18 protein-coding genes are annotated in these 26,068 nt (G+C 70.6%); 6 read left to right on the forward strand and 12 right to left on the reverse strand.

Features of this window, described 5'->3' with window-relative positions:
* Positions 1–133: 133 nt before the first annotated feature.
* Positions 134–1,336, reverse strand: a complete 1,203-nt coding sequence (locus ACWENQ_RS00005; RefSeq protein WP_452412395.1) for a hypothetical protein — start codon at positions 1,334–1,336, stop codon at positions 134–136.
* A complete protein-coding gene (locus ACWENQ_RS00010) occupies positions 1,333–1,860 on the reverse strand; it encodes a SigE family RNA polymerase sigma factor (protein WP_449928495.1) in 528 nt (175 codons plus the stop codon). Before ACWENQ_RS00010 ends, ACWENQ_RS00005 begins: the two co-directional genes overlap by 4 nt.
* A 187-nt stretch (positions 1,861–2,047) precedes the next feature.
* Here ACWENQ_RS00010 and ACWENQ_RS00015 point away from each other — a divergent pair, with 187 nt between their 5' ends.
* The gene (locus ACWENQ_RS00015) at positions 2,048–2,524 is read left to right on the forward strand and encodes a flavin reductase family protein (RefSeq protein ID WP_449928497.1); all 477 of its coding nucleotides are present in this window, start codon (positions 2,048–2,050) and stop codon (positions 2,522–2,524) included.
* Positions 2,525–2,586: 62 nt separating this feature from the next.
* Positions 2,587–3,087 (forward strand): DinB family protein, encoded by a 501-nt coding sequence (locus ACWENQ_RS00020; protein WP_452412397.1) that lies wholly within the window; start codon positions 2,587–2,589, stop codon positions 3,085–3,087.
* 215 nt (positions 3,088–3,302) lie between these two features.
* On the opposite strand, the gene sppA is transcribed toward ACWENQ_RS00020, so the two are convergent.
* The 4 genes from sppA to glgB all read right to left on the reverse strand — a co-directional run bounded on the left by sppA (position 3,303) and on the right by glgB (position 11,268).
* Positions 3,303–5,000, reverse strand: a complete 1,698-nt coding sequence (gene sppA, locus ACWENQ_RS00025) for a signal peptide peptidase SppA (RefSeq protein ID WP_452412399.1) — start codon at positions 4,998–5,000, stop codon at positions 3,303–3,305.
* Between the two features lie 248 nt (positions 5,001–5,248).
* Positions 5,249–6,958 carry a S8 family peptidase gene (locus ACWENQ_RS00030; protein ID WP_452412400.1) on the reverse strand — a complete coding sequence of 570 codons (1,710 nt, stop codon included), beginning with the start codon at positions 6,956–6,958 and terminating at the stop codon, positions 5,249–5,251.
* A gap of 144 nt (positions 6,959–7,102) precedes the next feature.
* Complete coding sequence (locus ACWENQ_RS00035) at positions 7,103–8,986, reverse strand: S8 family peptidase (RefSeq protein ID WP_452412402.1); 1,884 nt, start codon at positions 8,984–8,986, stop codon at positions 7,103–7,105.
* Positions 8,987–9,114: 128 nt separating this feature from the next.
* The gene (glgB, locus tag ACWENQ_RS00040) at positions 9,115–11,268 is read right to left on the reverse strand and encodes a 1,4-alpha-glucan branching protein GlgB (RefSeq protein WP_452412403.1); all 2,154 of its coding nucleotides are present in this window, start codon (positions 11,266–11,268) and stop codon (positions 9,115–9,117) included.
* A 4-nt stretch (positions 11,269–11,272) separates the two neighbouring features.
* Between glgB and ACWENQ_RS00045 the strand changes: the two genes are divergently transcribed.
* Positions 11,273–11,443, forward strand: a complete 171-nt coding sequence (locus ACWENQ_RS00045; protein WP_452412405.1) for a hypothetical protein — start codon at positions 11,273–11,275, stop codon at positions 11,441–11,443.
* Positions 11,444–11,596: 153 nt separating this feature from the next.
* Here ACWENQ_RS00045 and ACWENQ_RS00050 read toward each other — a convergent pair whose 3' ends face one another.
* The 5 genes from ACWENQ_RS00050 to ACWENQ_RS00070 all read right to left on the reverse strand — a co-directional run bounded on the left by ACWENQ_RS00050 (position 11,597) and on the right by ACWENQ_RS00070 (position 18,739).
* The gene (locus ACWENQ_RS00050; protein ID WP_449928509.1) at positions 11,597–12,757 is read right to left on the reverse strand and encodes a copper amine oxidase; all 1,161 of its coding nucleotides are present in this window, start codon (positions 12,755–12,757) and stop codon (positions 11,597–11,599) included.
* Position 12,758: 1 nt separating this feature from the next.
* Positions 12,759–13,409, reverse strand: coding sequence for a hypothetical protein (locus ACWENQ_RS00055; protein ID WP_449928511.1), 651 nt, complete (start codon positions 13,407–13,409; stop codon positions 12,759–12,761).
* Between the two features lie 84 nt (positions 13,410–13,493).
* Positions 13,494–14,816 (reverse strand): maltokinase N-terminal cap-like domain-containing protein, encoded by a 1,323-nt coding sequence (locus ACWENQ_RS00060; RefSeq protein ID WP_449928513.1) that lies wholly within the window; start codon positions 14,814–14,816, stop codon positions 13,494–13,496.
* A 3-nt stretch (positions 14,817–14,819) separates the two neighbouring features.
* The gene (gene treS, locus ACWENQ_RS00065; protein ID WP_452412406.1) at positions 14,820–16,532 is read right to left on the reverse strand and encodes a maltose alpha-D-glucosyltransferase; all 1,713 of its coding nucleotides are present in this window, start codon (positions 16,530–16,532) and stop codon (positions 14,820–14,822) included.
* Between the two features lie 20 nt (positions 16,533–16,552).
* Positions 16,553–18,739, reverse strand: coding sequence for an alpha-1,4-glucan--maltose-1-phosphate maltosyltransferase (locus tag ACWENQ_RS00070; RefSeq protein ID WP_449928517.1), 2,187 nt, complete (start codon positions 18,737–18,739; stop codon positions 16,553–16,555).
* Positions 18,740–18,963: 224 nt separating this feature from the next.
* Between ACWENQ_RS00070 and glgP the strand changes: the two genes are divergently transcribed.
* On the forward strand, positions 18,964–21,546 hold the full coding sequence (gene glgP, locus ACWENQ_RS00075; RefSeq protein WP_449928519.1) for an alpha-glucan family phosphorylase: 2,583 nt from the start codon (positions 18,964–18,966) through the stop codon (positions 21,544–21,546).
* A 204-nt stretch (positions 21,547–21,750) separates the two neighbouring features.
* Positions 21,751–22,626, forward strand: coding sequence for a MurR/RpiR family transcriptional regulator (locus tag ACWENQ_RS00080; RefSeq protein WP_354909857.1), 876 nt, complete (start codon positions 21,751–21,753; stop codon positions 22,624–22,626).
* A 50-nt stretch (positions 22,627–22,676) separates the two neighbouring features.
* On the opposite strand, the gene ACWENQ_RS00085 is transcribed toward ACWENQ_RS00080, so the two are convergent.
* A complete protein-coding gene (locus ACWENQ_RS00085; RefSeq protein ID WP_452412407.1) occupies positions 22,677–24,587 on the reverse strand; it encodes an N-acetylmuramoyl-L-alanine amidase in 1,911 nt (636 codons plus the stop codon).
* A gap of 115 nt (positions 24,588–24,702) precedes the next feature.
* On the opposite strand from ACWENQ_RS00085, the gene ACWENQ_RS00090 reads away from it, so the two are divergent.
* Entirely contained in the window at positions 24,703–26,064 is a 1,362-nt protein-coding gene (locus tag ACWENQ_RS00090) for an FAD-dependent oxidoreductase (protein ID WP_449928879.1), read from the forward strand.
* Positions 26,065–26,068: the final 4 nt, after the last annotated feature.

Raw genomic sequence — 26,068 nt, forward strand, 5'->3', positions numbered from 1 at the left:
TTCCCACTCGGCGTTCGTCAGATCACCACGACCCATATGCCAAGAGTGACAAGACCAGCGCTCACCGTCAGGAGATCTAAGAAACAGCTCCTAGGGCCGGTGACCGGACAGCCGCCTGACCCGCTTCCCCCTGTCACAGGGTCCCGGGGAAGCCGGGGAGCACGAGATGGAAGAAGTGCTGCGCGGTGTAGGTGGCGAGCTTCTTGGCCTTGCCGGTCCTGACGTTCACCGTGTAGGCCGTGAAGGGAACGAACGGAGGGTCGAGGTCCGAGACAGGGGCGTCGTCGTCGCGTTTCCCGCAGACGAAGGGCCTCGCCACGGCGATGATCTCCTGAGGGCCGGCCCAGCTGCGCAGGTGGACGAAGTTGCCGGTCATGGACAGGCCCCGCACGGGGACTCTCCGGAGCACCTTGCCGGTCGTCCGGTCCAGGTGCACGAGATCCTCGCCGCTTCTCAGGCAGCCGGTGCCGGGGACGGTCACGCTCTGCACCGCGACGACGGTCTCCCCGTCGGGACCGAGCCCGCCGACCAGGTAGTGCCCGGCGACGTCGACGGTCTTCGCGTTGCCCGCCGTGGACGTCCCCCACAGGTGGCTGATGGTCCGCAGCCGGGTCCTGGGCGCGTACTCCGCCAGGGTGATCGTGTCGCCGTCAGGGGACAGGCCGATGGGGTTCCAGCCGTTGGGCAAGGGCCGGACCATGCGCTCGCGCATGTCGAACAACATCGCGGGGTCCTTCAGCGGCGGGCTCTTGGTGAAGGCCACGAAGCGGCCGTCGTCCGACAGCAGCAGATGGGCGAGGCTGCCGAGCCATGCCCTGGGCACCTTCGTCGGGGCGGTCGCCACCGCTCCGGAGGCGAGGTCGCGTACCGCGAAGGTGCCGGACGCGGAGTCGTAGTAGGCGATCTTGCGGCCGTCGCGGCTGATCGCCAGAGGGCTCGTCCTGACGAAGGGTCCGGGATCGCGCAGGGCCTGCGCCAGCCGATAGGTCCTGCCGCTCCTGGTGACCACCCGCCAGCCGCCGTCCACGCACCCGGGCGGCACCTTGCCGTCCTCCGGCCGGCAGAGCGTCTTGTAGGCGTGGCTCAGCGGCTCCACCCCGCGTGCCGGCAGGTCCGTCACCGTCCCACGCGCGGGCTCGCCTGCCGCGTCCGGTTCCGCCGGCAGCAGTCGTACGGCGGCCGTCGCGGCGAGCGCGATCGCGATGACCGCGGCGGTCGCGACGATCGGGGCGGCCCTGCGCCGCCGCCGCTCCCTGATCCTGATCGTCCGCTCGGTCAGGTCCACCTCGGGCGCGTCGTCGGCCAGGTCGTCCAGCACGTCTCGTAGCCAGGTCATCGGTGTGCCCCCTTCAGGTCTTCCATTCCGGCGAACGTCGGCGCCAACTCAGGCGCGAGCGCCCGTAACCGGGCGAGCGCGTGGTGGGCCTGGCTCTTGACCGTGCCGATCGAGCAGTTCAGCAGCTTCGCGGTCTCGTGCTCGGTGAGGTCCTCGTAGTAGCGCAGCACGATCACCGCCCGTTGCCTGGGCGGCAGCCGTGCGAGCGCCTGCCGCATGGCGAGCCGGTCGATCGTGGACTCCTCGCTGGAGTGAGGCCGCTCCGGCGGATCGGCGCTCGGCAGCTCGGCCGTCCTGACCAGCCGGCGGCGCCAGGAGATGTACTGGTTGACCAGCGCCTTGCGGGCGTACGCCTGAGGGCTGGCGACCTGCGCCAGCCTGGGCCAGCGCCCGAGCACCTTGACCAGCACGGTCTGCAGCAGGTCCTCGGCGAGGTGGGCATCTCCCGTGAGCAGGTAGGCCGTCCGCATCAGCGACTGCTGGTGGGCGGCCATGAACTCGCGGAAGCTGTCGTTGCGGTCCAAGGTGACTCCTCTCGCCCGTTACCGACGCCGGCGAGCGGGTGAAAGGTTGGGTCGGATCGGCCGGCCCGCCGGGACGCGCTCCAGGACACCACACGAGCATGCCGCCGGCCGGCGAGCAGGTCCCGTGCCCGTTTCGCGGGACCTGACGGCAAACGTCACCGTGATCCATCTGTGCCAGAGTGGTCGGGTGAGTGAGTTCACCGAGGCGATGGCGCAACTCGCGGCGGGGGTGGCCGTGCTGACCGTACGAGACGGCAGGGACGACGTGGGCGTCACCGTGTCCGCCCTCATGTCGGTCTCCGCCGACCCGCCGCTCGTGCTCGCCAGCCTGGGCAGCCGCGGCTACCTCACCGAGGTGCTCCTCCGGCAGGACCGCTGGGCCGCCTCGCTGCTGTCGGCGGGGCAGGCGGCCATCGCCAGCAGGTTCGCCGCCGCCGGCCGTCCGAGCGCCCGGCACCTGGTCGCGGGCACCCCGCACCACCGCGGCCCGCACAGCGACGCGCTGGTCGTCGAGGGCGGGGTGGCGGCGCTGGAGGTGGAGACGTCGCGGGTGGTGCCCGCGGGTGACCACACCCTGTTCGTGGCGCGGGTGCTCGCGGTCGACTACGTCGACGCCACCCCGCTTCCCCTCGTACGGCTGCGCGGCCGCTACCGCCCGGTCTAGGGGGCCGTGTCCCGAAACGCCGCGGCCCGGAACAGGGTGACACGGTGCAGCAGAATGTCGGGATGACCGACCCCAGAATCGATCCCCCCGCGGCCGGTGACGAGCGGGAACTGCTGGTCGCCTTCCTCGACTGGCACCGCGAGACCCTGGCCGTCAAGTGCGCGGACCTGAGCGAGGCGCAGTTGCGCGAGCGGTCCGTGCCGCCGTCGGCGATGTCGCTGCTCGGCCTGGTGCGCCACCTCACCGACGTCGAGCGCTACTGGTTCCGCCACGTGCTCGCGGGCGCGGACGTGCCGACCGTCTACTGGGGCGACGTCGACGACGCCGAGTTCGACGTGGCCGCGGCCTCCGCCGTCGAGGCGCTGGCCGTGTGGCGGGCCGAGGTGGAGGAGTGCCGCAAGGTCTCGGCCGGCACCCCGCTCGACGCTCTCGCCAGGCGGGACCGCCGGGGTGACCACCACTCGCACCGCTACATCCTCATCCACATGATCGAGGAGTACGCCCGGCACAACGGCCACGCCGACCTGCTCCGCGAACGCATCGACGGCACCACCGGAGAGTAGCCTCCTTCGCCCGCATCGAGCGGGCCGGGCTGAGCTCGCCGGTGGAGTACGTCCGCGACCGGGCTCTGGTTCCTGGCCGCCGCCCGCGGGGACCGGCCGCCGGCCTTCACCCTGTCGCGCTTCCTGCTTGAGGGGCGCGTCGGCCCAACCCGCGGGTCCTGGGGCGCCGAAGCGGGTGGCGGCCCGCCGGGGGGCCACCACCGCTGCAGGCGCGGCTACCTGATGACGATCTCCCCTGGCAGCAGGAGCGGCCCGTACGCGGGAAGCCCCAGCTCGCCGGCGAGCCTGGCGAACGGCCCCCACGCCTCCAGCCGCATCCTGGCCAGCGCCGCCGACTTGTCCTCGCTGGACTCCGGCCCGCGCAGCCGCTCCAGCGGGTGCAGCCGGGGGTAGGTCCGCACGGGCGCGTCCGCCGCCAGCCCGGCACGCTCGCGGGCGATGCCGAGGGCGTCCTCGAGGCCGCCGAGCTCGTCCACGAGACCGTGCTCGTGCGCGTCGGCCCCCGTCCACACCCGGCCGCGGGCCAGCTCGTGCGCCCGGTCCCTGGTCAGGTGCCGGCCTTCGGCGACCTTGCCCACGAAGTCGTCGTAGATGCGGTCGAGCCAGGCGTTGACCCTGTCCCACTCCTCGGGTGAGAACGGCCTGGTGGAGGAGAACATCGCGGCCTTCGCGCCCTCGCTGATCACGTCGGTGGTCACGCCGGCCTTCTCCAGCAGCCCGCCGAGGACGGCCTTGCCACCGAACACGCCGATCGACCCGGTCAGCGTGCCCGGCTGGGCGACGATGACGTCGGCGGCCATCGAGACGAAGTACCCGCCCGACGCGGCCAGGTCGCCCATCGACACGATGACCGGCTTGACCCTGCGCGTGAGGACGATCTCGCGCCACACCGCGTCGGAGGCCACGTAGGAGCCGCCGGGACTGTCCACCCTGAACACCACGGCCTTGACGTGGTCGTCCCTGCGCGCCGCCCTGATCGCGGCGCTGATCGTGTCGGAGCCCATGGCGCCGCTGCCGCCGAGGGGGCTGCGCCCGCTGCGACCGAGCCTGATCATGCCGTGGCCGTGGACGAGCGCGACGCTGGGGGCGGTCGGGTGGGGCAGCTTGCGGGCGGTGAGAGCCCGCGCGTACTTGACGACGTACTGCAGGTGGGCGTCGGCGCCCGCGGCCTGCTTGACCTCGTCGTAGACCTCGTCGCGGTAGGCGAGCCGGTCCACCAGCCCCGCCTCCACGGCCTCGGGGCCGATGAACGGCCCCCTGTCGATCAGCTCCCGCACCTTGTCGGGGTCGAGCCTGCGCCCTTCGGCCACGCCCGCGACGACCTGCTCGACGACCGACTCGGCCAGCCTGCCGTACGACTCCTTGTGGGCGTCGGTCATGTGGTCTTCGGTGAAGGTGTTGGCGGCGGTCTTGTACTCGTGGCGCTTGCCGACCTCGTAGCCGATGCCGAGCTTGTCCAGGGTGCCCTTGAGGAAACGCTGTTCGAGCGCGATGCCGGTGAGACCGACGTCGCCGCTGGGCTGCAGGTAGACGCGATCGAACGCGCTGGCCAGGTAGTAGGGGACGGTGCCCTGGCCGAACTCGCCGAACGTCTCGCCGAAGGCCACGGTCAGCCTGCCCGACGCGCGGAACCGCACGACGGCCTCGCGCAGCTCCTGGACCATGCCCAGGCCGAGCGGGGCACCGCCGATCTTGACGATGAGCGCCTTGACGCGGGAGTCCTGCCCGGCCCGCTTCAGGCCGGACAGCACGTCGGCCAGGCGGGGCTTGCGCATGGTGAGGAGCGCGGCGAGCGGATCGGTGGGTGGGCCCTCGGTCAGCCCGTCGGTGAGGTCCAGTTCGAGGACCAGGGGCGCGGTGCGCCGCTGCCTGAACCGATCAACGCTGTCAACGATCACCTTGGTCGCGTCCATAAATGTCACCCTAAGCGACGACCTCGGACCTGCGAGCGCCCGCGCTCCCTCCCTCTCACAGGTCCATCCGATCGGATGATCCACCGCCTACCGAAGTCTGATGATCGGATCCGAAGGTCGGACGCCGCCCGTCCCCCGGACGCCGACACCACCGAAGCCGTCCGTGCGCGTCTGACGGCGCCCTGGTGGCCGCGAGCGTGAAAAGGCCACGCCCGCAGGCGCGCGGGCGTGGCCGGGGAAGGGAACGATCAGGCGGCGGTGCAGGTCAGCGTGGCGGGCGGGGTGTTCGCGCCGCCGCGCGGCAGCTTGCCGTTGAAGCCGAACCTGGTGGACGCGTCCACGGCCAGCGTGCCGTTCCAGCGCGCGTTGGTCACGGTGACGTCGGCCCCGCTCTGGGTGTACCTGCCCTCCCAGAGGGTGGTCACCTTCTGCTGGTCGGGGAAGGTCCAGGCGACCTTCCAGCTCTTGAGGGGCAGGGTGCCGGTGTTCTTGACGGTGACGTTGGCCTGGAAGCCGCCCGGCCAGGAGGCGCGGTTGGTGTAGGTGGCGGCGCACTCGACGTGCGGCACCGCCTTCCAGACGTCCAGACGCGGCGTGGTGACCTGCTTGCCCGCGCTGGTGTAGGTGATCGGCTTGCCGGCCGCCTTGAGCTTGGCGAGGATCTCGTCGACCGAGGCGTCGGGCAGCTTCTCCCTCATCAGCGCGAAGGCGGCCGCGACGTGCGGGGCGGCCATCGAGGTGCCGCCGAAGCCCGCGTACCTGTTGTCGGGCACGGAGGAGAAGATCGGCCAGCCGGGGGCGAACAGGTCGAGCATCTCGCCGCGGTTGCTGAAGGCGGAGACGTCGTCGGTGTGCGTGCCGACCTGCGGGTACTCCACGTCGGTCGAGCCGACGGTCACGACGCTGGAGACGCAGGCGGGCCACGAGACGGACGCCTCGTGCCCCTCGTTGCCCGAGGCGACGACGGTGGCGACGCCCTGGGCGAGCAGTTCGTCCGCCCTGGCCTTGAAGTCGGCGCCGTCGCCGGTGTCGCAGGCGGTGTCGTACTTGCCGCCGCCCAGGCTGAGGTTCACCGAGGCGACGCCGTACTGCTTGGCGATCAGGTTGACGTAGGCCATCCCGGTGAGGACGGAGGAGTCGTAGGCCAGGACGCACGGGGTGGAGTCGGCGCCGCCGCAGTACTCGGGGTTGGTGAACCTGCTGAACACCTGCACCGGCACGATCGTCGCGCCGGGGGCGACGCCGTCGGAGGGCTCGCGCTGCGAGGAGTGCGCCTTGCCCGCGACGATGCCGGCCACGTGGGAGCCGTGCGCGCAGATGCCGAAGAGCGCGTCGGAGGGCGGCACGTTCTTCATGCACGCGTCGGTGGTCGCGCTGGCCGCGCCCGCGCCGATCTGGAACGGCGCGCCGCTCGGGCACAGGGAGGTGGCCATGTCCGCGGCGTTCTCGGCGGAGAAGCAGGCTTCGGCGGCGATGCGGCCGCCGAAGAACGGGTGGTCGCCGTCGATGCCGGTGTCGAGGACGGCCACCGCCTTGCCCGCGCCGGTCACGCCGGCCGCGTGGGCCTTGTCGGCGCCGATGATGGCCGTGCTCCTGACCAGGTTCGGCGCGTTGAGGTGGTCCTCGCGGATGGCGACGACGTCGGCCTGGCCGGCGATCTTCTTGAACTCCTCGACGGTCCCCTCGTAGACGAAGAAGTCGAGCCTGCCGGCGAGCGACTCGGGGGTCGGGGCCACGTTGTCGACGCCGGGGGCGACCGCCTCGGCCGTGGCGGCGAGGGACTTGGCCTGCGCGGGGCTCTGCACCTGGACGATCGCCCGGTGAGTGCCGCTGATCCGGACCGCGGGGTCGATCTTCCTGATCGGATCGTCCGCGGTGGCGTGCGCGGGGGCCTGGATGAGCCCGGCTGAAACGGCGGCGAGGGTGGCCGCAGCAGCCAGGAGAGACCGCAGTCTCACTGTGCCTCCGAGGGGGGTGATCGATTTGTGGGGTTTGAGTGTACAGATGTGACTTTTGTTGTCAGAAGAGAGCTGACGTGTCTTTTGGGTAACGCAGACGCAGGCCGGACCCGGAACCGGGACCGGCCTGCGTGCCGTGCGGGCTCACCCGCCGAGTGAGGTGGCGGCCTTCCTGAGCGCCGGGCCGGAGGTCGAGCCGAGCCTGACCTTCTCCGCCGCGTTGACCTTCTCCAGGGCAGACGTCGCGCCGTGCGCCCAGTTGAGCCAGGCCGTCAGCAGCGCCCCGTCGAGCGTGGCGCGCGCGCCCTTCGACGCCTTCAGCACCTTGTACGCCTTGCCGAGCGACGAGGCCTTGGTCAGCTCGGGGAAGACCTTGCTCGCCTTGTGCGCCAGCTTCAGATAGCAGGTGAGGGTCTCGTCGGACAGCTGCCCGGTGCCGCGGTAGATCTCCACGGCCCACTGCTTGGCGGTCATCGCGGTGCCTGCCGTACCGCGGGTGCAGACGGCCGCGGGAGCGGCGGGAGGCGTCACGGTGACGGTCACCGTCACCGTGATCGTCGGCAGCGGGACGGGGGTCGGGTCGGGTGTGTCGACGTCGTCGCCGGGGTCCCCGGACTGCGGGTCGTCGTCGGAGGGCCGGGGCGACGGGCCGCTGACCGAGGGCGCCGGAGCGGGGGCGCTCTGGGTGGCGGTGGGCTGCGGCGCGGCCCCGGTCATGGCCGCCGCCAGATCCAGGCGCGGAGTGACGACGTCGGCTCCGTTCACCTGGTAGGAGAACGGCCTGCCGGTCGCCTTCAGCTTGTCGACCAGCGCGCCGATCGCCTGGTCGGGGAAGGCGGCCTTCATGACGGCCAGCGCTCCGGCGACGTGCGGGGCGGCCATCGAGGTGCCGCTGTGGGTGGCCATGACGTCGTCGGGCACCGACGACTCGATCTCCACGCCGGGCGCGAACAGGTCGAGCAGCGAGCCGGAGTTGGAGAAGTCGGCGATCTGGTCGCCGTTGTTGCTGGCCCCGACCGCGACGGCCGACGAGACGCACGCGGGGAAGGAGGTGCCGGTAAAGTACTCGTTGCCCGCCGCGACGACGGTCGCCACGCCCTTGGACAGCAGGTCGTCGATCTTCGGCTTGAAGACCTGCCCCTCCTCGGTGCCGTCGCACGAGGTGTCGGACAGCTGCCCGCCGAGACTGAGGTTCAGCGCCGCGATGGGGGTGGCGGGAGCGAGCGACGCGACGTGGTCCATGGCCAGGCGCAGCGACGACTCGAAGGCCATCAGGCAGGCCGCCGCGCCGCACGCGTCCTCGTCGTTGACCCTGCTGAACACCTGGACCGCCACGATGCTCGCGCCGGGGGCGACGCCGCCGCCACCGGCCGCGATGCCTGCGACGTGGGTGCCGTGCTCGCACAGGTTCTCGCTGCCGAGCAGGCACTTGGCGTACTCGGCGTCGGCCGCGCCAGGACCGATCATCTGGCTCTGGCCGTTCGGGCACAGCGACTCGACGCCGTCGTACTCGGTGGAGGAGAAGCACGCCTCAGCGATGATCCGGTTGCCGAAGAACGGATGGTCCCGGTCGATGCCCGTGTCCAGGATGGCGACGGCCTGTCCCGCGCCCGTCGCGCCGGTGGCGTGGACCTTGTCGGCGCCGATGACGGGAAGACTCGAGATGGCGGTCGGCGGATAGGCGCGATCGCGGTGGATGGAGGAGACGCGCGGGTCCTCGGCGAGCGCCGCCAGCTCCTCCGCGGTGCCTTCGACGACGATGAACGGCTGCGCGGCCGGCTGGAGCACGACCTGGGCGTCCTCGGCCGCGGCCTGCGCGGCGACCGGCGCGGTCTGCCCCGGGTCGGTCAGCTCGACGATGACCCGGGTGCTGCCCTCGGCGACGGCCAGGCCCTCTTCGAGCTTCTCCCCGGCGGCCGTGGCGGACGGCGACGGCGAAGGAGTGGCGGGGGGTTCACCGGCGAGGGCGGGAGCGGCCGGCAGTAATGCCAGCAAGACCGAGCACACGATCAGGCGTCGCAGTCGCACACGTCCTCCGAGGGGGGTGATGATCTCGGAGTGTAGAGAGCTTTGTCCGCTTAGCCCAGAGGATGCGGTGGTTTCTCAGCAAACGTTCATGCGGAAGCCGCCCGAGATCCGGGCGGCTCCGCGGACGCTCAGCCGGCGCCCGGCGTGTGCCTCAGCCAGATCGCGCCCAGCGGCGGCACCCGCAACGTCGTCGCGTACGGCAGGCCGTGGTGCGACTCCTCGGCCGCCTCCACCGCCCCGAGGTTGCCCACGCCGCTGCCCCAGTAGTCGAAGGCGTCGGTGTTGAGCGCCTCCTCCCACTGCCCGCCGTACGGCAGGCCGAGCCTGAACTCCTCGTGCGGGGCCCCGCTGAAGTTGACCACGCACGCCACCGCGGACCCGTCGAGCCCGAACCGCAGGAACGAGAAGACGTTGCCGGGCGCGTCGTCGGCGTCGATCCACCGGAACCCGTCGGGCGTGGTGTCCTGCTCCCACAGGGCAGGGGTCTGCCGGTAGAGGACGTTGAGGTCGCGGACCAGCTTCTGCACCCCGCGATGCCCGTCGAAGTCGAGCACCCACCAGTCGAGCCCGCGCTCCTCCGACCACTCCGACCCCTGGCCGAACTCGCCGCCCATGAACAGCAGCTGCTTGCCCGGATGCGCCCACATGAACGCGAACAGCGCCCGCAACTGCGCGAACCGCTGCCACTCGTCTCCCGGCATCTTGCCCAGCAGCGAGCCCTTGCCGTGGACGACCTCGTCGTGCGACAGCGGCAGGACGAAGTTCTCGCTGTAGGCGTACATCAGCGAGAAGGTCATCTGGTGGTGGTGGTACTGGCGGAAGATCGGCTCGTGGCGCAGGTAGGCGAGCGTGTCGTGCATCCAGCCCATGTTCCACTTGAAGCCGAACCCGAGGCCGCCCAGATGCACGGGACGCGAGACGCCCGGCCAGGCCGTCGACTCCTCGGCGATCGTCGAGATGCCCGGTGCCTCCCGGTAGCAGACGGAGTTCATCTCCTTGAGGAACTCCACCGCGTCGAGGTTCTCGCGACCGCCGTAGATGTTCGGCGTCCACTCGCCCTCGCGCCGGGAGTAGTCGAGATAGAGCATCGAGGCGACCGCATCCACCCGCAGCCCGTCGATGTGGAACTCCTTCAGCCAGTAGAGCGCGTTGGCGACGAGGAAGTTGCGCACCTCGTTGCGGCCGAAGTCGAAGACGTAGGTGCCCCAGTCGGGGTGCTCGCCGCGGGCCGGGTCGGCGTGCTCGTAGAGCGGCGTGCCGTCGAAGCGGGCCAGCGCCCAGTCGTCCATCGGGAAGTGCGCGGGCACCCAGTCGAGCACCACCCCGATGCCGCGCTGGTGCAGGGCGTCGACCAGGTGACGGAACTCGTCCGGGGTGCCGAAGCGGGCGGTCGGCGCGTAGTAGGAGGTCACCTGGTAGCCCCACGAGCCGCCGAACGGGTGCTCGGCCACCGGCAGGAACTCCACGTGCGTGAAGCCCATCTCCTCCACGTAGTCGGCCAGCTGCGTCGCCAGCTCGGTGTAGCCGAGCCCCGGCCGCCACGAGCCGAGGTGCACCTCGTAGGTGCTCATCGGCAGCCGCTGCGGCACCTTGGTCTGGCGCTCGGCCATCCACGCGTCGTCGGCCCACCGGTAGTCGGAGTGGTCGACCACCGACGCCGTCTGCGGCGGCACCTCCGTCCTGCGCGCCATCGGGTCGGCCTTGTCACGCCAGAGCCCGTCGGCGCCGAGGATCTGGAACTTGTAGCGTTCGCCCACGCCGATGTCGGGCACGAACAGCTCCCAGACTCCCGACCGGCCCAGCGAGCGCATGGGGTGGGCGACGCCGTCCCAGTGGTTGAAGTCGCCGACCACCCTGATGCCGCGCGCGTTCGGCGCCCAGACGGCGAACGCGGTGCCGTCGACGTCCTCATGGCGCATCGTCCGCGCGCCGAGGGACTCCCACAGCCGCTCGTGCCTGCCCTCGCCGATCAGGTGCAGGTCCACCTCGCCGAGGGTGGGCCAGTGCCGGTACGGGTCGCGCATGTCGTACGGCTCGCCGCCGCTGTAGCGCACCCGCAGGACGTAGTCGGGGATCTTGTCCAGTCCGCCGACCGTGGCCTCGAACACCCCGTGAGCGACATGCCTCATCGGTCGCGCCTCGTCGTCGAAGACCACCTCGACCTGTTCGGCCAGCGGTCGCAACGCCCTGAACGTGACCCCGTCAGGACCCAGGTGCGCTCCGAGAATCGAATGCGGGTCGTGATGCGCCCCACCTGCGAGGCGGTCGAGCTCTGTCCTCATCGGCATGTTCCTTACCCTGCCCTACAGCGACCTTCCAACCCATGCCCTTGACCGCTGTCACCATGCGAATTCTGGAGACGGGCATTTCAGAAAAATCGGATTAACCGCGGCGGTCGCCGCCAGAAACGTGCGCGACCTGTCCGCCGCCGCCCGCAGCCTGTGCGAGCGCCGGTGATCGCCACCGTGGCCATGGTAACCGCCACTGCCCCGATCAACCCGCCGCCACACCCATAGCCGTCATTTCGGGTCCGGTCATGACCGTAAGGGCATGGCCCCTCTCCTACCGGCTCGGGGCCGTCAGGCGAGGGACCATGCCCTTACCGCGGTGTCAGTACGGGTTGGTGGCGGTGACGTCGCGGGGCGTCACGCGGAACCCCTGCCAGTGGATCGGCATCGGGTCGGCGTCCTCGTCCCTGGCGACGTGGTGGAAGCCCACGTTCACCCACACCACCGGATCGGTCACCCGCTCGTCGTCGGCGTACCGGTCGACCGACCTGCCGCACCTGGGCGCGACGTTCTCGGTCGCGAGCCGCTCGCAGGCCCGGTACTGCGTCACGTACACGTCCGCGTGCGTGAACGCCTCGTCGGCGGGGCCGCGGTACTCCGCGCTGTCGGAGTTGTTGATCTCCCACGAGACCGGGTGCCGGTCGGTGTTGCGCACTCCCGGGTCCACCACCCGCCACCAGCGCATCCTGCTGTTGAGCGCCCTGGTCTCCCGGTTGAACACCGTCTTCACCAGCGACCGCTTCTTGGTGCGGTTGCCGGCGAAGTCGTACTGCTCGACGACGTCGCGGGCCCTGCCCTCGATGTCGAAGTCCATCCGCCAGAAGACGTTGTGGCTGTGGGACTCCTCGAAGTGCTTGCGCCCGACCCCGAGCGGCCAGCCGTGCTTCGGCGCGGTCGTGGTGCCCGCCAGCGAGCCCGTGGCGCCGATCCGCGGCGTGATCGAGCCGTCGTCGCCGAACACCCACTCGGAGACGTAGGTGTACCAGCCGACCTGGTAGGCGGCCAGCACCACCAGTTCGTGGCCCTGCGCCGTCCTGCGCTGGCTCTCGTCGCCCCAGCCGTCCTTGAGGTAGGCGTGGCCGCGCGGGCGCGTCGTCACGCACACCTTGCTCTTGGCCAGCTCGCCGCCGGGACAGTCGGCCGCCGTCAGCGTCACCGCGGCCGAGCCGAGCGAGCCGATGTCGTGGTAGCGCGGCTCGCCGCTGTCGTAGGGGACGTGGATCTGCGCCAGCGCCCCGCTGCGCAGCACGCTGATCGACCGGCTGTCCTTGGGCATGTAGCGCACCCTCGTGACGGTCAGGCCCTCGATCGTGCGCATCTCCCAGCACAGCCGCCAGCGCGCGCCGTTCGGCAGCGTCCTGTCGACCAGGTACGGCGAGCCGCACGCGTCGGCCGCGTCGGCCGCCGCCGGCGCGGACGGGGGCGGCGCGGGCGACGCCAGGGGTACGGCGAGCAGGCCGGCGAGCATGAGACGGAGGATCAACTCACCACTCCAGGGTGTGAACCTGCTTGGCGGACAGGTCGAGGACGATGCGGCTGGTGTCGAGGAAGGTGCCGTTGGGCAGCCGGACGAACAGCCGCAGGCACCGGTGCGTCCGGCACGGTCCCCGCTCCGGCGAGTAGATCAGCCCGCGCAGGGCCAGGTCGGACGGCGAGGCGAGCTCCCGCCCCGCGGCCTTCCTGAACGACTGGCGCACTCCCTGCCCCAGCGCCGGGTCGGCCAGCAGCAGCTCGGCGGCGCGCAGTTCCTCCCGCCTGGACGGCGGCGGCTGCACCCCTCTGCCCGTGGTCTCCTCGACCACCCTGCTCTGGCCGAGGTCGACGGTCCTGACGGTCAGCGTGTCGTTGCCGTAGTCGTAGATGTAGGCCTCGGCGCGCCGCGCCTGCTCGGCGTCCTTGTCGTCGTCGCGCTCGACGTAGAGCAGCTCGGCCTGGTCCGCCTTCAGGTGGGTGCCGGCCGTGGCGATCTCGCCGGCTCGGGCGATCTCCTCGGGCGTCAGGGGATCTCCCGGCGCGGGAGACTCCTGGACGGCCTGCGCCGCCTCCGGCCCTTCCCCGCTGGTGGCGATCAGGAGCGTTCCGCTCAGGAGCGCCGTGCCCAGCCCAGCGGCCGCGAACACAAGACCTCGTCGCATCCGCCCCCCTTACTCTTCGCTTATGTAGGCATGCGAAGAGTAATGCTCCGGGTGGGCTTCGGAGGGGGAAACGCCGGGAACGCCTCAGCGGAAGGCGGCCAGTGGGATGGGCAGCCAGGTGGGGCGGTGGCGGGCCTCGTACATGACCTCGTAGACCGCCTTGTCGTACTCCAGCGCCCGCAGCAGCGCCGCGTCCTCGGCGCCCACGTCGGCGTACCCCTCGAGGAAGGCCGTCCTGTTGTGGGTGGCCCACTCGTCCGCCTTCGGGCGCAGCGTCTCGCCTTCGGGGTGGTCGGTCAGCAGATGGCCCGCGGCGTAGTCGAAGGAGCGCAGCATCCCGGCCACGTCCCGCAGCGGGGAGGCGAGCGCCCTGCGCTCCTCCAGCGGCTGTCCCGGCTCGCCCTCGAAGTCGAGGACGAACCAGCCGACGGGTGTCCGCATGACCTGGCCCAGGTGGTAGTCGCCGTGGACGCGCTGCACGCGCACCTCTCCGGTCAGCTCCTCCACCTCGTGGAAGGCGCGCTCGACGACGTCGGCGTGCTCGGCCAGCTCGGGCACCTCGGCGATCGCCCTGGCCAGGCGGCGGCGGAAGCCCTCCACCATCCGCTTGACCTCGTGCGGCTCGACGACGTCGGTGGGGAAGGCGGCCGCCAGCCGGCGGTGGATCTCGGCCGTCGCCGCGCCGAGCCGGTGCGACTCGGCGGCGAAGTCGCCGCCCGCCTCGGCCGCGGACACGTCCTCCAGCTGGCCGTAGAAGTCGCGGACGCTGGCCAGCGCCAGGTCCCAGCCGTCGTTGCTGGTGGACAGGAACTCCTGCATGAAGGCCAGCGTGGTCGGCACGCCGTCGAGGTCGGTCTCGATCCACCCGTACGGCTTGGCGATGTGCGGCGAGCCGCGCTCGGCCAGCGCGGTGACCACCTCGAGCTCCGGGTTGACGCCCGGGATGAGGCGGCGGAACAGCTTGCAGATGTAGGCGTCGCCGTACACCAGCGAGGTGTTGGACTGCTCGGCCCCGAGGACCAGGCTGCGCTGCGTGGTGTCGATCTCCACCCCGTGCGTGTGGCGGAACCTGACGGGGCCGTGGTCCTGCCCCTCGGCCATGCCCTCCAGCAGCAGCCGGGCCAGGGTGGGGTCGTGCGCGGCGTCGTAGACGTGGACGCCGTCCTGCGTGATGCCGACGAGGGCGTGCTTGAGCCGGTCGGGCAGCTCCGCGCGGATGCCGATCAGGAGCTGGTAGCGGTCGCGCGCGTCGGCCTGCCGTACGGACAGGACCAGGTGGCACAGCTGGGCTTCGCCTTCGGTGCCGAGGACGGTGTGCGACTCGATGCCGAGGTCGTCGAGAGGGCGCCCCTTGCCCGCGAACCAGCGTTGATGGGTGATCCAGCGGGCAAGGAGGTCCTCAAGCACGACTTACTCCTCCTGGGGTACGGCGGGCGGAAGGGTGAACCAATAGAACCCATGCCCAGGGAGCGTCAAAAGATACGGAAGTTCGCCAATCGGCGGAAATGGAACTCCACCCATCGTCTCCACGGGCGATACGCCGACGAACCTTCGCAGGTCCAGCTCCACGGGCTGGGGGAACCGCGAGAGGTTGTTCACGCATAGCATGCGATCATCGCCGAGCTCGCGCACGAATGCCAGCACGCTGGGGTTCGACGAGTTGAGTTCGATGTACTCGCCGAGGCCGAAGACCGGATGCCGCTTGCGGATCTCGATCATGCGCTTGGTCCAGTGGAGCAGCGAGCCGGCGTTCTTCTGCTGCGCCTCGACGTTGATCGCCTGGTAGCCGTAGATCGGGTCCATGATGACCGGCAGGTAGAGCCGCCCGGGGTCGCAGTCGGAGAAGCCCGCGTTGCGGTCGGGCGTCCACTGCATCGGGGTACGGACGCCGTCGCGGTCGCCGAGCCAGATGTTGTCGCCCATGCCGATCTCGTCGCCGTAGTAGAGCACCGGCGAGCCGGGCAGCGACAGCAGCAGCGCGGTGAACAGCTCGATCTGGTTGCGGTCGTTCTCCAGCAGCGGCGCCAGGCGGCGGCGGATGCCGACGTTGGCCCGCATGCGCGGATCCTTGGCGTACTCGGAGTACATGTAGTCGCGCTCTTCGTCGGTGACCATCTCGAGCGTGAGCTCGTCATGGTTGCGCAGGAAGATGCCCCACTGGCAGTTCTCGGGGATCTTGGGCGTCTGGGCCATGATCTCCGAGATCGGGTAACGGGACTCCCTGCGCACGGCCATGAAGATGCGCGGCATGAGCGGGAAGTGGAAGGCCATGTGGCACTCGTCGCCGCCGTTGACCGGGTCGCCGAAGTACTCGACCACGTCGGACGGCCACTGGTTGGCCTCGGCCAGCAGCACGCGGTCCGGGTAGAGCCGGTCGACCTCGGTCCTGATCCGCTTGAGGTAGGCGTGGGTCCTGGGCAGGTTCTCGCAGTTGGTGCCGTCCTCCTCGAACAGGTAGGGGATGGCGTCCATGCGGAATCCGTCGATGCCCAGGTCGAGCCAGAACCTCAGCACCTCCAGCATGGCCTCCTGCACCGCCGGGTTCTCGTAGTTGAGGTCGGGCTGGTGGTGGAAGAAGCGGTGCCAGTAGTACTGCCCGCGGACCGGGTCGTAGGTCCAGTTCGAGGTCTCGGTGTCGATGAAGATGATCCGGGCGTCCCGGTACATCTCGTCGGTGTCGGACCAGACGTAGAAGTCGCCGAACGGGCCCTCGGGGTCGTGCCGTGACGCCTGGAACCACGGGTGGGCGTCGCTGGTGTGGTTCATCACCAGGTCGGCGATCACCCGCATGCCCCGCTTGTGCGCCTCGTCGACCAGCTTGACGAAGTCGCCGAGATCACCGAAGTCAGGGAGGATCTTCATGAAGTCGGCGATGTCATAGCCGCCGTCGCGCAGCGGCGACTCGTACAGCGGCAGCAGCCAGAGGCAGTCGACACCCAGCCACTGCAGGTAGTCGAGCCTGCTGGTGAGCCCCTTGATGTCGCCTGTGCCGTCGCCGTTGGAGTCGGCGAAGCCCCTGATGAGCACCTCGTAGAAGACCGCCCGCTTGTACCACTGCGGATCGCGGGGCTCTTCCTCGTCGAAGGTGTTCGGGATGGCAGCGGAGTTCACGGTGTCGGACAAATTGGACTCCCCGATCGCTGTTACCGATGAGCCGCTCGCACGGTGAAAACGTGCGCCGGATGAATATGAGGGTCGAGGCGCACGTAGTTGTTCTGCCGCCACCGGTACGACTCGCCCGACATCTCGTCGTCCACGACGAACTCGGAGTTCCAGTCGAGACCGAGAGCGGGGAGGTCGAGATCGACCGTCGCCTCATGAGTATTGTGCGGGTCCAGGTTCACAACCGCCAGGACCACGTCGCCGAGTCCGTGCCGTCGTGTGGCCGTGTCGTAGGCGCCGGGCAGCCGCTTGGAGAAGCAGACCATGTCCGGGTGGTCGATCCTGTGGAACCTCAGATTACGCAATTCCTGGACGGCCGGGTGCGCCCTTCGGAACAAATTCAGATGTGTGATGAAGGGGGCAAGCGTGCGGCCCTCGCGCTCGGCCGCGGCCCAGTCTCGCGGCTTGTACTGATATTTCTCGCTATCGAGGTATTCCTCGCTGCCTGGCCGTACTGGGCGGTTTTCGGTGAGTTCGTAGCCGGAATAGACGCCCCACGTGGGGGAGACGAGCGCGGCCAGGACGGCCCGGATCTTGAAGGCGGGCAGGCCGCCGTGCTGCAGGTACTCGTGCAGGATGTCGGGCGTGTTGACGAAGAGGTTCGGCCTCAGGAAATGCGATGTTTCGTGCGACAGTTCCGAAAAGTAGGTTTCCACGTCGTACTTCGAGTTCTTCCAGGTGAAGTACGTGTACGACTGGTGGTATCCGATCTTGGCGAGTGTCTGCAGCATCGCGGGGCGGGTGAACGCCTCGGCCAGGAAGACCACGTCGGGGTCGGTCGTCCTGATGTCGGCCAGCAGCCGCTCCCAGAAGCTCACCGGCTTGGTGTGCGGGTTGTCGACCCTGAAGATCCGCACCCCGTGGTCCATCCAGTGCCTGACCACCCGCTTGACCTCGGCGTAGATCCCCTCCGGGTCCTTGTCGAAGTTGAGCGGGTAGATGTCCTGGTACTTCTTGGGCGGGTTCTCCGCGTACGCGATCGACCCGTCGGCGCGGATCGTGAACCACTCGGGGTGCTCCTTGACCCACGGATGGTCGGGCGAGCACTGCAACGCGAAGTCGAGCGCCACCTCCATGCCCAGCTCACGGGTCCTGCCGACGAAGTCGTCGAAGTCGTCGATCGTGCCCAGGTCGGGATGGACGGCGTCGTGCCCGCCGTCCTCCGAGCCGATCGCCCACGGCGAGCCCGGGTCGTCGTGCCCCGGCGTGAGCGTGTTGTTGCGGCCCTTGCGGAAGGTCGAGCCGATCGGATGGATCGGCGGCAGGTAGACCACGTCGAAGCCCATGCGGGCGATGGCGGGCAGCCGCTTGGCGGCGGTCTGGAAGTTCCCCGACTTGGAGACGCCGCCCTCCTCGACGATCGCCCCCTCCGACCTGGGGAAGAACTCGTACCACGAGCCGAACAGCGCCCTGCGCCGGTCCACCCTGATCTTCTGCGGCTTGCTCCTGGTCAGCAGGTCGCGCAGCGGATGCGCCTCCAGCATCGCGGTCGTCTCGGGCAACTGGGCGATCGACAGGCGGGCGCGGGGATCGAGCGTCTCGTCGCGCAGCTTCGCCGCCACGGCCAGCAGCGCCGCCCGGTGCCCGCAGACCTCGGCCGGCTTCAGCTCCGTGCCCGCCCGCAGCGCGCCGGTCGTGACCATGTCCGTCTTCAACATGTTCGTTCTCAACGCGCCCGGCTTCTGCGCGGCGGTCGTGCCGGCGCCGGTCCTCAGCGTGCCGTTGCCGTTGCGCGTGGTCCCGTTGCCGGCGTGCGGGGCCGGGCAGTCGGCCGGCCGTACGGCACGGGCGGCGCGCTCGAACAGGCGCGCGCCCTCCTCGCACATCAGGTCGACGTCCATGCCGCGCGGGATCTTGATCTCCGCGTCGTGCAGCCACGTGCCGATCGGATCGCCCCAGGCCTCGACCCTGAACAGCCAGTCACCCTCGTCGGGCAGCGACACGCTCACGGACCACCTGTCGGTGCCCTTGGCCACCTCTCGCATATGTTTCAGGTGGCCACGCCTCCCGTCGGGCGAGGTGAGCACCACCCCGGCGGCCACCGCGTCGTGTCCCTCGCGGAACACGGTCGCGGCGATCTCAAAGGTCTCACCAGCAACCGCCTTCGCGGGCCACTGCCCGCAGTCGACGGCTGGGAAAATGTCCGTGATAGGGATTCGACCGATCATCGCGTCCTGTTCTCATGGTCGAGTGGCCGACTGTCGCAATGACGATCCTCGCACCTTCACGCGTGAAGCTGAGGACGCCATCCCGGACGGTGTTTCGGGTTCAAAGTGGGGAGTGCCCCAAGTGTCCCCATTAATGCATCTTCACGGAAGGGTTGTCAGAGGGAAGTGATCGATCTACGGGACTGCTGCTTGTCCACCACCACTCACCACCTAGGGTCGGAATCGTGAGAGCTATCCGCAGGTTCACCGTCCGCACCGTCCTTCCCACGGAGTTGGCCGCCCTCGGCGAGCTCGTGCACAACCTCAGGTGGTCGTGGCATCCAGAGACCACCGACCTGTTCTCCGAGGTCGATCCGGCCGTCTGGGAACGCGTTGGGCACGACCCCGTCGCACTGCTGGGCGCCGTCGACCCGGCCAGGTTGCGCCAGCTGGCGGGTGACCGCCGCTTCCTGCGTCGCCTCGCCGACGCAGCCGACGACCTGCGCGAGTACATGACCGCGCCGCGCTGGTACCAGACGCTGCCCGACGCGGCCGAGGCGATCGCCTACTTCTCGCCGGAGTACGGCATCGCCGCGGCCCTGCCGCAGTACTCGGGCGGCCTCGGCATCCTGGCGGGAGACCACCTGAAGGCGGCCAGCGACCTGGGCGTGCCGATCCTGGCGGTGGGGTTGCTCTACCGCCACGGTTACTTCACCCAGTCGCTGTCGCCCGAGGGCTGGCAGCTGGAGCACTATCCCAGCCTCGACCCCGGCGGCCTGCCGCTCACCCTGCTGAAGGACGAGGAGGGCACCGCCGTCCACATTCGGATCGGCCTGCCCGGCCACCGCGCCCTGCACGCGCAGGTGTGGGTGGCGCAGGTCGGCAGGGTGCCGCTGCTGCTGCTCGACTCCGACGTGGCCGACAACGACGCGGCCGCGCGCGACGTCACCGACCGCCTCTACGGCGGCGGCACCGACCACCGGCTCATGCAGGAGCTGCTGCTCGGCATCGGCGGCGTCAGGGCGATCCGCGCCTACTGCGGGATCACCGGTCACCCCGAGCCCGAGGTCTTCCACACCAACGAGGGCCACGCCGGATTCCTCGGCCTGGAGCGCATCCGCGAGCTGACCGAGTCGCGGCTGAGCTTCGACGAGGCGCTGGAGGCCGTGCGCGCGGGCACGGTGTTCACCACCCACACGCCCGTCCCCGCCGGCATCGACCGCTTCCCCGCCGACATGATCGAAAGGCAGTTCGGCGGCGACAACGCCTGGCCGACCGTGCCCGTCGAGCGCATCCTCGCGCTGGGCGCCGAGCGCGAGCCGGGCCGCTTCAACATGGCGATCATGGGCATGCGCCTGGCCCAGCGCGTCAACGGGGTCTCCGAGCTGCACGGCGAGGTCAGCCGGGAGATGTTCAAGGAGCTCTGGCCGGGCTTCGACCTGCACGAGGTCCCGATCGGGTCGATCACGAACGGTGTCCACGCGCCCACGTGGGTCGGTCGCGAGATCATGGAGCTGGCCGGTCGCGAGCTGCCGTCCCTGATCGACAAGGGGCAGGGCTGGGAGGGCGTCCACAAGATCCCCGACGCCGACATCTGGGAGATCCGCGGCCTGCTGCGCGAGCGCCTGGTCGAGGCGGCGAGGGTACGGCTGCGCCGCTCCTGGCGCGACCGGGGCGCCTCCGACGCCGAGCTGACCTGGGTCGACGACGCGCTCGACCCCAACGTGCTGACCATCGGGTTCGCCCGCCGCGTGCCCTCCTACAAGCGGCTCACGCTCATGCTGCGCGACCCGGCGCGGTTGAGGGAGCTGCTGCTCGACCCCGACAAGCCGGTGCAGATCGTCATCGCGGGCAAGGCGCACCCGGCCGACGAGGGCGGCAAGAAGCTCATCCAGCAGATCGTGCGGTTCGCCGACGAGGAGGACGTGCGGCACCGCATCGTCTTCCTGCCCGACTACGACATGGCCCTGGGCCAGCTGCTCGTGCAGGGCTGCGACGTCTGGCTGAACAACCCGCTGCGGCCGCTGGAGGCCTCGGGCACCTCGGGCATGAAGTCGGCGCTGAACGGCGGGCTCAACCTGTCCATCCGCGACGGCTGGTGGGACGAGTGGTACGACGGCACCAACGGCTGGGCCATCCCCACCGCCGACGGCGTCGCCGACCCCGACCGGCGCGACGAGCTGGAGGCCGCCGCGCTCTACGACCTGATCGAGCACGAGGTCTCCGACCGCTTCTACGACCGCGCCCCCGACGGCCTGCCCCGCAGGTGGCTGGAGATGGTGCGCCACACGCTGGCCTCGCTCGGGCCCAAGGTGCTGGCCGGGCGGATGCTCCGCGACTACGTCGTGGATCTCTACACGCCCGCCGCCGCCGGCGCCCGCGCGCTGTCGGCCGACGTCTACGCGCCCGCCAAGGCGTTCGCCGCCTGGCGGCTGCGCGCCGCCAAGGCGTGGCCCGGCGTCAGGGTGGAGCACGTGGAGGCGTCGGGCGTCGGCGACACGCCCGAGGTCGGCGCCGCCCTCGACCTGCGGGCCACCGTCGCGCTCGGCGAGCTCGAGCCGTCCGACGTGCTGGTCCAGACGGCGTACGGCAAGGTCGGCCCGCACGACGAGCTGCTGAACCCCGGCTACCTGACGATGGCGCTGGAGGGCACGAACGACGACGGCAAGGCGCACTACGCGGGGAAGGTGCCGCTCGAGAGCACGGGCGCCTTCGGGTACACGGTGCGGGTCGTCCCGCACCACCCGCTGATGGCCTCGCCGGCGGAGCTCGGCCTGATCGCGCTGCCCGAGGAGCCGGCCGGCATGACCAACGGCACCCTCCGCTGACCACCTGCCCGCGGGGCCCGGGACACCGGGCCCCGCGGGACCGGCGGGGACCTACCGGCGGGGTCAGCGGGACGGCCGCGGGTCCGGGTCCCCCTGGGTGGCCGGGCGGCCTCCGAGACCCCCAGGTCGAATCCCGCTTTGACGGTTTGTGGGAAGGACGTCCGACAGCGATCGGTGCGCCCGTCCAGGCCCCATAATCGGTATGTGGAAGACACCCGGAACGCTCTCAGGGCCGACACGCTCGTGGCCACCGTCCGCGGCGTCCTCCCGTCGCTGACTCCCGCCGCCCAGACCGTGGCCAGGCTCATCCTCGAGGACCCCGCCACCGTCGCCCGTAGCACCATCACCGAGCTCTCGGCCGCCTCGGGCACCAGCGAGGCGACGATCGTCCGCACGGCGAGGCTCCTCGGGTTCGCCGGCTACCCGCAGCTCAGGCTGGCCCTGGCGGCCGCCGCCGCGCAGCCTGACCGGCTGGTCCCGGGCGACCTGGCCCCGGACGACCCGCTGTCGGAGGTCATCCTGAAGGTGTCCCGCGCGGAGTCCGAGGCGATCAACGACACCGTCGCCCAGCTCACCTCCGAACGGCTCGGCCTGGTCGTCGACGCCATCGTGGGCGCCCGCAGGATCGACTCCTACGGCGTGGGCGCCTCCGGCCTGGTCGCCGAGGACATGGCGCAGAAGCTCATGCGCATCGGCCTGTCCAGCCACGCCTTCCAGGACGCCCACCTGGCCCTGACCAGCGCCGTCCTGCTCAAGGAGGGCGACGTCGCGATCGGCATCAGCACCTCCGGCGAGACCCCCGACGTGCTGGAGCCGTTGCGGCTGGCGGGGGAGGCGGGGGCCACGACGGTCGCCATCACCAACAATCCGCGCTCGTCGCTGGCCGAGCTGGCCGAGCACGTGCTGATCTCGGCGGGCCGGGAGACCGAGTTCCGCCCCGGCGCGCTCGCCAGCAGGATCAGCCAGTTGCTCGTCGTCGACTGCGTGTTCGTGGGGGTGGCGCAGCGGACGTTCGACACCTCACAGGAGGCGCTGCAGAGCACCAGGCGCGCAGTCGCCGACTTCACCCGCAAGCGCTGACACAGCGATCGGGACCCCACCCGGGCGGGCGGGGTCCCGATGCGAGGGACCTACTGGAACGACACCGTGACGTCGTCGGCCTTGACGAACATCACCCGGTGCCCGAACTGGACCTGCAGGTACCGCGTCTTGCCGCGCACCACCGTGTGCGGCGCCGGGTCGAAGGTCACCGCCCGGTAGTACTCGGTGGCTGCGGGACCGGCGAGCGTGTACTTCTCTCCCGCCGAGAACGTGTACTGCAGCGGCGTCACCGCCTGGTACGGGATCCCCGCCGGGTAGGCCTCCTTCTCGGGGTAGGCCCTGCCGTACACGGGGACGGTGGCCAGCCCCGGGCGGGGGGTCACGACGAACCCCATGGACGGCACCGCGGTCGGGTTGTCGGCGGGGTTGTGGAACCACGCCTTCTGCCCGAGGTACCAGATGGCCGTCCAGTCGCCCTGCCGGTCGGCCACGGCGTAGCGCTGGCCGGTCGTGGCGCGGGCGCTGTGGTCGTAGACGCTGTAGAGCGAGTCACCGGTGGGGTGCTTGCCGATGTCCTTGACCAGCGGCGCGTCGGCGCGCGGCTCGGTGCGCAGCCACACCGTGGAGGCGGGCAGCGGCGGGCACGCCGCCGACGGGTTCTTGCGGTCGCACCCGTAGAAGTACGGCTTGTTCGTCGCGAAGTCGGGTTTGATCATGATCGAGCCGGCCTTCGGCCCGCCGAACTGGTGCAGCGGGGCGCCCATGAGCTCGAAGTAGTGCGCCCAGTCCCAGAACGGTCCGGGGTCCTCGTGCATGCCCCGCACCGTGGTCGGCAGCGTGCCGGGCACGTTGTCGTGGCCGAGGATGTGCGCGCGGTCGAGCGGCACGCCGTGGCGCATGGCCAGGTAGCGCACGAGCTTGGCGGACGTGCGGTACATCGCCTCGGTGTACCAGGTGCTTCCCTCGGCGAGGAACCCTTCGTGCTCGATGCCGATGGACTTGGCGTTGATGTACCAGTTGCCCGCCTGCCAGCCGACGTCCTTGGTCTTGATCTGCTGGGCGATGTGACCGTCGCTCGACCTGACCGAGTAGTGCCAGCTACCGGGCCACGTGGGGTCCTGGTTCATCCTGACGGAGGGTGCCCAGTAGCCCTCCATGTCGTGGATGATGATGTAGTCGACCTTCTGGCTCTGCGGCCGGTCGGCCAGGTCGTAGTGCCCGTAGTCGTCGTCGGGCAGCTGCGCGTACGCCGCCGGGATCCACTCGCAGGAGATCGAGTTCGGGCACTCGACGCCGTCGCGGCGGGGCAGGGAGAGCCCGAGCTTGTCGAGCCACTCCACGATCTTGCCCAGTCCTGGCACGGGCTTGAGGGCGACCTGTTGCCCGTCGTCGGTCTTCCGCGTCATGCCCGAGGCGATCACCGAGTAGACCTCGTCGGCGAAGAACCTGGCCGCCTCGCGCTCGGTGGCGCCCGAGTAGCGGGCCACCGCGCCGTACCACTGCGCGGGGTCGTCGCTGAGCGGCGCCCCGAGCTGCTTCTGGTAGTCGGCGAGCAGGGCCGCGCCGCCGCGGATGTTGGCCGCGGGGTCGGTCCTGAGCGTCTCGTGCGACTCGCCGGTGAGCTCGGCCGCCTTCTCCATGGTCTTCAGCGAGGCGGGGATGTCGGCCGGGGCCGCGGGCGGCTCGGCGGGCAGGGCCAGCGGGCGGCTGTCGTCGCCGCGCGCGTCCTCCTCTCCCTCACCGTGGTGGTTGGCGCCGGTGAAGGCCGCCGCGTCCGTCAGGTGCATGGGGCCGAACCCCGCGTTGTTGCTCGGCTGGCCCGCGTGGGCGTCCCAGCGGGACTGCAGGTAGGACACGCCGAGCAGCACGCTCTCCGGCACCTGGTAGGCCTCGGCCGCCGCCGCGAACGCCTGCTGCCGGTCCTCCGGCGCTTCTGCCTGCGCGACCCCTGCGGGGATCAGTAGCGGTAAAAAGCACGCGACCGCCAACGCTCTGCGCATCGAAGACTCCTTGACTGGGGGGTCGTACCGGAGTCAGCGTCTCAACATTTTCCTTCCTCTAGAAGAGTATTGAGAAGATATTTTTCATAACTTCACCCGGTAGGGTGACCGCGCCATGGAACTCGTGATTCTCGGAGCCGGCCCGGCCGGCCTGGCCGCCGCCTGGCGCGCGGCCCTGCGCGGCGTGCGGGTCACCGTGCTGGAGCGCTCCGCTCAGGTGGGCGGTCTGTCGTCGAGCTTCGAGGTCGCCGGGATCAGAGTGGACCACGGCAGCCACCGCCTGCACCCCGCCACGCCGCCGAACCTGCTGGCCGACCTGCGCGGACTGCTCGGCGACGATCTCCAGATCAGGCCGCGCAACGGCAGGCTGCGCGTCGGCGACCGCTTCGTCGGCTTCCCGCTGCGGGCGGGCGAGCTGGCGCGGCGCCTGCCGTACCGGATGCTGGCCGGGATCGCGCGCGACGCGGTCGTCGCGCGTGGAGGGGACGACTCGTTCGCGGGGCTGCTGCGGGCGAGCCTGGGACCGACGCTTTACGGCGCCCTGTACGAGCCTTACGCGGTCAAGCTGTGGGGGTTGCCCGGCGAGGAGATCGACGCGGACCAGGCGCGCAAGCGGGTCACCGCCGACAGCCCTTGGAAGATCGCCCGTAGGGTGCTGCGCGGGTCGCCGACCGGGCAGGGAAAGATCTTCTTCTACCCGCGTCGCGGGTTCGGCCAGATCGTCGAGGCCATGGCCGAGGCGGCGGCAGCGGCGGGCGCCGACATCCGCCTCGGCACGGCCTGCCAGTCGCTCGTGCCGGGGCCCGCGGGCGTGACCGTGCACACCGACACCGGGCGGCTCGAGGCCGGGCACGTCTTCTCCACCATCCCCATGCCCGCCCTGGCGCGGCTGGTGACACCCGGCCCGCCCGCCGAGGTGACGGCGGCGGCGCGCAGGCTGGAGTTCAGGGCGATGGTGCTGGTCTACGCCGTGCACGAGGGCGGCCGCTGGTCACCGTACGACGCGCACTACCTGCCCGGCCCTGAGACGCCCGTGACCAGGATCTCCGAGCCCGCCAACTACCGCGTCAGCGCCGGCGACCCCGCCGGCCACACCGTGCTGTGCTTCGAGATCCCCTGCCAGGTCGGCGACGCCGTCTGGACCGCGGACTCCTACGAGGACCTGGTCAAGGACTGCCTCCACGCCGCGGGCCTGCCCCCGCTGCGGCTCGCGGGCGTGGAGGTCCGGCGGCTGCCACACGTCTATCCCGTCTACCGCAACGGCTACGCGGGCCACCTGGCCGGGCTCGACGCGTGGGCGGGGCAGGTGCCGCACGTCACCACGTTCGGCAGACTCGGCCTGTTCGCCCACGACAACACCCACCACGCGATGGCCATGGCCTACGACGCCGTCGCCGCGCTGACCCCGCACGGCTGGGACGCGGCCGCCTGGGCGGCGGCCCGCGCCCGTTTCGCCCATCACGTGGTGGAGGACTGACCCG

The sequence above is a fragment of the Nonomuraea sp. NPDC004354 genome (genome assembly GCF_053602555.1).

Coding starts and splice junctions, on each gene's coding strand:
- ACWENQ_RS00020 (WP_452412397.1), top strand. CDS start 2,587: ATGACCGACCCCAGAATCGATCCCCCCGCGGCCGGTGACGAGCGGGAA.
- glgB (WP_452412403.1), bottom strand. CDS start 11,268: ATGAGGACAGAGCTCGACCGCCTCGCAGGTGGGGCGCATCACGACCCG.
- ACWENQ_RS00045 (WP_452412405.1), top strand. CDS start 11,273: ATGTTCCTTACCCTGCCCTACAGCGACCTTCCAACCCATGCCCTTGAC.
- ACWENQ_RS00085 (WP_452412407.1), bottom strand. CDS start 24,587: ATGCGCAGAGCGTTGGCGGTCGCGTGCTTTTTACCGCTACTGATCCCC.
- ACWENQ_RS00005 (WP_452412395.1), bottom strand. CDS start 1,336: ATGACCTGGCTACGAGACGTGCTGGACGACCTGGCCGACGACGCGCCC.
- ACWENQ_RS00090 (WP_449928879.1), top strand. CDS start 24,703: ATGGAACTCGTGATTCTCGGAGCCGGCCCGGCCGGCCTGGCCGCCGCC.
- ACWENQ_RS00070 (WP_449928517.1), bottom strand. CDS start 18,739: ATGATCGGTCGAATCCCTATCACGGACATTTTCCCAGCCGTCGACTGC.
- ACWENQ_RS00055 (WP_449928511.1), bottom strand. CDS start 13,409: ATGCGACGAGGTCTTGTGTTCGCGGCCGCTGGGCTGGGCACGGCGCTC.
- sppA (WP_452412399.1), bottom strand. CDS start 5,000: ATGGACGCGACCAAGGTGATCGTTGACAGCGTTGATCGGTTCAGGCAG.